This window comes from Lapidilactobacillus luobeiensis (genome assembly GCF_024345205.1).
GTDB classification, from domain to species: Bacteria; Bacillota; Bacilli; order Lactobacillales; family Lactobacillaceae; genus Lapidilactobacillus; species Lapidilactobacillus luobeiensis.
The window spans coordinates 1-3,631 of sequence record NZ_BROC01000055.1 but is presented as its reverse complement, the minus strand read 5'-3'; the positions used below and the strand labels follow the sequence as shown (position 1 = coordinate 3,631).

Below are 3,631 nucleotides of genomic sequence, written 5' to 3'. Positions count from 1 at the left end.
GCGCCTTGAGACGCTGGCCAGTACATAGGGCTTATAGCCCTGGAGCAAACCACCCGTTTTACGGGTGGTTATGATTTTTAAAGTCAGTTAATATGGGTTGTGATAAGGATGAAGAAAATAACACCGGGCATAAAAGCCGTTTTGATCATCGCGGTCAGTGCTTTAGTTATGTTTTTGGCCTTGGAAGTATTGGTCAAATCACCGAGTGGTAGTTCAACGGGAACATTAAAACAGACAACGCTCACGAAACGAGCGAAAACCAAAAGCAAGATCCATTACGTGGCGATCGGCGACTCCTTGACGTTTGGTCTAGGGGACGCCAGCGAAAGTGGCGGCTATGTCCCTTTGGTCAAATCACAGTTAGCCGACAATGATGATCTGACCATTCAAAGTGATAACTTTGGTAAAAGCGGGGACACATCAACTCAGGTCTATCAGCGGATCGTGAAATCAAAGGAGATCCAACAAGGTTTGGCGCAAGCCGACTTGATCACCATGACCGTTGGCGCCAATGATTTGATGCACATCATCAAAAAAGATGTGATGAACATGGATCTAGAAAAGGTCAAAACGGGCCAAAAAGTTTATCAAAAGAATCTTGACCGTTTGATCAAAGAAATCAGAAAATATAACGCTAAAGCGCCCTTGGTCGTGGCCAGTATCTACAATCCTTTTTACGTGTATTTTCCTCAGATCACGGCAATGAAGACTAGCATGGGTCTCTGGAACGAGACCACTCAAACGGTGCTCCATGATTACCAGCAGACTTATTACGTGGATATCGACACCGTTATGACTCAGCCGAGCGGTTCGATCCTAGCTGGTAATAAGACGGGTAAAGATGCTTATAATCCTTATTTGTATACAGAGGATCATTTTCACCCTAATAATCGCGGCTATCAAGCGATCGCCGGTCGTTTTGTAAAAAAAATCCAGAGTATCAAGGCTAATTGGCTATACCGTTAAGAAATCGAGGAGTAAATCATGGCAGAAAAAGAACAACAACAGACTTTACATCGGACCAAACCAACCAAAGTCAAGAAACCGCGGGGCCATTTCAACATTTGGCAGTGGTTGTTTCTGATTTTAGTGGGTTTGCTTCTAGGTGTGGGTATTTTTGCGGGAACCAAGATCTTTATCAGTCCAGCACCCAATACATTGGCGGCTGATGTGGCGGCGGCTGATGAGCCCGTTATGAATGTCCAAATGACTAAAAAACAGGTCAATCGCATCGTATCTTACGCGCTTAGTGATTATTTGAAAAGTGATGATATCAAATATGAGTTCAAATTGACTGATCAAGCGGTCCTTAGCGGTAAGTTTGCATTTTTAGGGTCACAGGTCCCCTTTACGATGTCCTTTGATCCTTATGTATTGGAAAACGGTGATGTGCAATTGAAGGCGCAAAGCTTGTCGATCGGGGCCTTGCCGATCCCGATCAGTCAGGTGATGAACTTTATCGGCAATGATTACAAGATTCCTAGTTGGGTCAGCCTCGACTCGAAAAAGGCCACGATCACCTTACATCTGCGTAAATATCAGATCAAGGGTGGGATCAGTTTGCGTGCAACACGCTTCGATCTAGATAATGATGAACTTGATTTTAGCGTTTATTTACCGAAATAGGCCAGAAGATCCAATTGGGTCAGGTTATAGAAGGGTGGCTTGGTCATGACTTTAAGACGAAGCTTTTATCAATATTTGATGACACAGCGTGATCCCAATAGTCACGATGAGATCGCACAGTTTGCCAACAACGCATTTTATGATCATAGTTTCCCTAAACAGGAAACAGATTATGACACTTTATCGCGTTATTTAGAATTGAACGGAAATTATTTGCCCGGGATGACGATCTTTGATCAAGCTTATCAACGTTATCTCGAGAGCGAAGCATAGTGAGGGAAAATTTTGAAGCAAACAGAACAAGCGGATCAAGAAAATAAACAAACAAATTCAGAAATAACGGCTACGGGATCTACGCCCACAGATCAGACTACGGAAGGATCCGCCACCACGACAGCTGAAGCAGCTAATACGCAGAAAACGACAAAGAAGCAGCGACCACCACGAGTGAAACACTTCAGTCGTTTGACCTATTGGTTCAGTTTAGCGGTGGCCTTGATCGTTGGGGTGGTCGCTGGTGCGGTTTTCACGGCGCACCAATTGACTCAGCGGCTGGCCGTCACTAGTGAGACTCAACAGATCAGTCAAGTTTATCAGGTGATCAAGAATAATTATTATCAAAAGGTCAATCAGAAAAAGTTGGTCAGTGGTGCGATCTCAGGCATGCTGGACAGTTTAGACGATCCCTTCTCTCAGTATTTGACCACTGAAGAAACATCAAGCCTGAATGATTCGATCTCTGGCTCTTTTCAAGGTATCGGCGCCGAGGTTCGCCAAGGTAAGCAGGCAATCGAGATCGTTTCACCGATCAAGGGGTCGCCTGCTGAAAAGGCTGGCTTGAAAGCCAATGATCTGATCACAGCGATCAATGGACATTCCACAGAAAAAATGACCGTCGATCAAGCTGTCAGCAAGATCCGGGGTAAGCAAGGGACAACAGTCAAATTGACGATCAAACGCGGTACAGACAGTTTCCAAGTCAGTCTGAAACGAGCGGCGATCGATCAAGCAACAGTCAGTGGCGCTCTTTCAGAAAAGGGTTCAACAGTTGGTGTGATCAGCATCACTACTTTTGCTGAAAATACGGCTAGCGGTATGGAAAAGACGGTCAAGAAACTGCGTCAAGCTGGTGCAACTAGTTTTGTCATTGATCTGCGCGGGAATCCTGGAGGTTTGATGAACAGTGCGCTGACCGTTTCAAGTATGTTTTTGGCCAATAAGAAAGTAATCATGCGTGTTCAGGATCGGGCCGGTCAAGAAGATGTTTATCGCGCCAGTAAAAAGTATGATAATGGCTTCAAAGTCACCGAGCCGGTGGCAATCTTGATCGATGATGGTAGTGCCAGTGCAGCGGAGATCTTTACGGCAGCTTTACAACAGTCAGGGACAGCGACTGTGGTTGGGACCAAGTCATATGGTAAAGGTACTGTTCAAACGGTGGTGCCGTTAAGTAGCACCAGTGAGATGAAATTTACCACGGCGAAATGGTTGACACCCAATAAAACTTGGATCAATAAAAAAGGAATCACGCCTGATGTGGCCGTGGCTTACCCTGAATTGGCTAAGTTAAGTATTATTTCTAGCGACAAGACTTTGCAGGCTGGCGATGTCAGTGACCAAGTCAAATTGTTACAAAAGAATTTGCAGGGCCTAGGTTACACGTTGACGAATACCAAGGGTGTTTATGATGACAGCACCGTTGCGGCCGTCAAACAGTTACAGACCCAAGCTAAGCTGCCAGTAACTGGGGTCTTCAATGAACAGACCCGACTTGCGCTTTATCAAGCTGTGGCCACGTATTTACAGGGTCACGACCAAATGTTGGATCAGGCCATCGCTAAATTAACGGCGACTGGTGCTTGATCCTGCCGATCAACAATATTTTAAACGAGTGATCCGAGCTGCGAACGCTACTGTTTGCGGCTCGTTTTTTAATGAAACTGCAAGCGAAAAAAGGCGCAAAAAATCTCTATCTGTACTATAATAAAATTGCTGGTTTTTATTT

Annotated in this window: 4 protein-coding genes; all 4 read left to right on the top strand. The window is 45.0% G+C overall.

Annotated elements, in window-relative coordinates:
- Window positions 1-108: 108 nt before the first annotated feature.
- Genes OCU21_RS11185 through OCU21_RS11170 form a run of 4 tightly spaced genes read left to right on the top strand, consistent with a single transcriptional unit; the run spans window position 109 to window position 3,489 of the window.
- Window positions 109-966 (top strand): SGNH/GDSL hydrolase family protein, encoded by an 858-nt coding sequence (locus OCU21_RS11185; protein WP_261807478.1) that lies wholly within the window; start codon window positions 109-111, stop codon window positions 964-966.
- 18 nt (window positions 967-984) lie between these two features.
- Complete coding sequence (locus tag OCU21_RS11180) at window positions 985-1,626, top strand: YpmS family protein (RefSeq protein WP_261807477.1); 642 nt, start codon at window positions 985-987, stop codon at window positions 1,624-1,626.
- 45 nt (window positions 1,627-1,671) lie between these two features.
- Entirely contained in the window at window positions 1,672-1,899 is a 228-nt protein-coding gene (locus OCU21_RS11175; RefSeq protein ID WP_261807476.1) for a YozE family protein, read from the top strand.
- A gap of 12 nt (window positions 1,900-1,911) precedes the next feature.
- Window positions 1,912-3,489 carry a S41 family peptidase gene (locus OCU21_RS11170; protein WP_261807475.1) on the top strand — a complete coding sequence of 526 codons (1,578 nt, stop codon included), beginning with the start codon at window positions 1,912-1,914 and terminating at the stop codon, window positions 3,487-3,489.
- The last annotated feature ends 142 nt before the right edge of the window (window positions 3,490-3,631 follow it).